The 1,353-nt window shown below is 62.0% G+C and carries 1 protein-coding gene and 1 pseudogene; both read left to right on the plus strand.

All coding sequences use genetic code 11. The features are described 5' to 3' along the window. Positions 1-121: 121 nt before the first annotated feature. Positions 122-436: pseudogene (locus ABZ340_RS36585) on the plus strand (nucleic acid/nucleotide deaminase domain-containing protein); the annotation flags it as partial. An 86-nt stretch (positions 437-522) separates the two neighbouring features. Beyond that, the gene (locus tag ABZ340_RS36590) at positions 523-1,107 is read left to right on the plus strand and encodes an SUKH-4 family immunity protein (protein WP_358786216.1); all 585 of its coding nucleotides are present in this window, start codon (positions 523-525) and stop codon (positions 1,105-1,107) included. The last annotated feature ends 246 nt before the right edge of the window (positions 1,108-1,353 follow it).

A 1,353-nucleotide genomic window follows, 5' to 3' on the forward strand; every position in this document is an offset into this window, starting at 1 on the left:
CAAGCTCCGCTGCAGCACAACCCGCATCACCGACCTGGTCAAGGCCGCGCTCGCGCTCCACCTCGCGACGTCAAGCTGAGGTTGGAAACGGCTCAAGGACAAGTTCGAAAGCAACAACTACGCCGCAGCACGATTCGACAGCAAAGGTGACGGCGACTTCATTCTGGTCGCCCGGAGTTCAGGATTCCGCCACTCGGAGCGCATGATCGGGTTCCCGGTCCTCAGGGACGGGGCGCAAGGCCGCATGACCGAACTGTACACGGAAAGAGCTCCCTGTTCGAGCGCACCGAACTGCAGCGCATGGATGAAGGAGAGATTCCCTCACGTCGAAGTCACGCACAGCATCGACTACGGGGCCACACCCGAGTCCCGGGCGAAGGGAAACGCGGAAATGATGAATTACCTGGACCGCCTCAAAGCAAATCGGGACAGATAGCGTGCGATGTTCCCGCGACCCGCCTGCCCCGCGCACCGGTTCCGTGTCGGTGCTAGCATCGGCCACTCCGAACATTCCCGAGGCAGGTGGAACAGGAGATGACGCGGCCCATGGACCGGGAAACCCTGGAGTCCGAGTTCCGTCCGGAAGAGATCATCACATTCTCTCCGGCAGCAGTGGCGAACGTCCGGCACGAGCCGAGTTCGCGATTCCTGTGCCATGTCGGAATTCCGTCACGTCCCAACCCCTGGTTCGACCTCGTGGACGGAACTCCGGAGCAGACTCGGGCACTCGGCGACTGCTACGACGACCTCGAGGACCGGTGGGCGAACCTGCCCACGGGAGCCGAAAGCTGGCTCGTCATCGGAATGATTCCGTACGACGACATCGTCTTGGACGGGACCACCGGGACCGTCTACTGCCTGCCGGGCGAAGATTCCGAGATCTATCCGCTGAACAAGGACATCGACTCGTTCGCCCACTTTCTCTACTTGCTGGAGAAGGAGCGTCCGAACTACGACTTCGAGCCGGATCGCGAAACACTCGACCCCGAAGGGGCGGCCCGCCGCCTGTCCGAGCAGATGCGGGAGATCGATCCCGAAGCTCTCGAAGTGAGTCGTTCACAGTGGCACGACATCCTTGAGTATGTCGCCTATCCCGAGGCGCGATGACACCCTCCCTCCTGTCCGGGGTACCGTTCTCACCTGCCACACTGATCACTTTCGGCGATGAAGCCCGCCTTTTTCGTGAGAGACTCCCGAAAGGTCGAGCCGGGATTCCTCCAAGCGGCAGCGGGAGGCGGCAGCGCAAGCGATATGTGATACTGAGCCGTTTCCAACCTCAGCTTGACGTCGCGAGGTGGAGCGCGAGCGCGGCCTTGACCAGGTCGGTGATGCGGGTTGTGCTGCAGCGGAGCT

This window comes from Streptomyces sp. NPDC006134 (assembly GCF_040628835.1).
Lineage (GTDB): Bacteria > Actinomycetota > Actinomycetes > Streptomycetales > Streptomycetaceae > Streptomyces.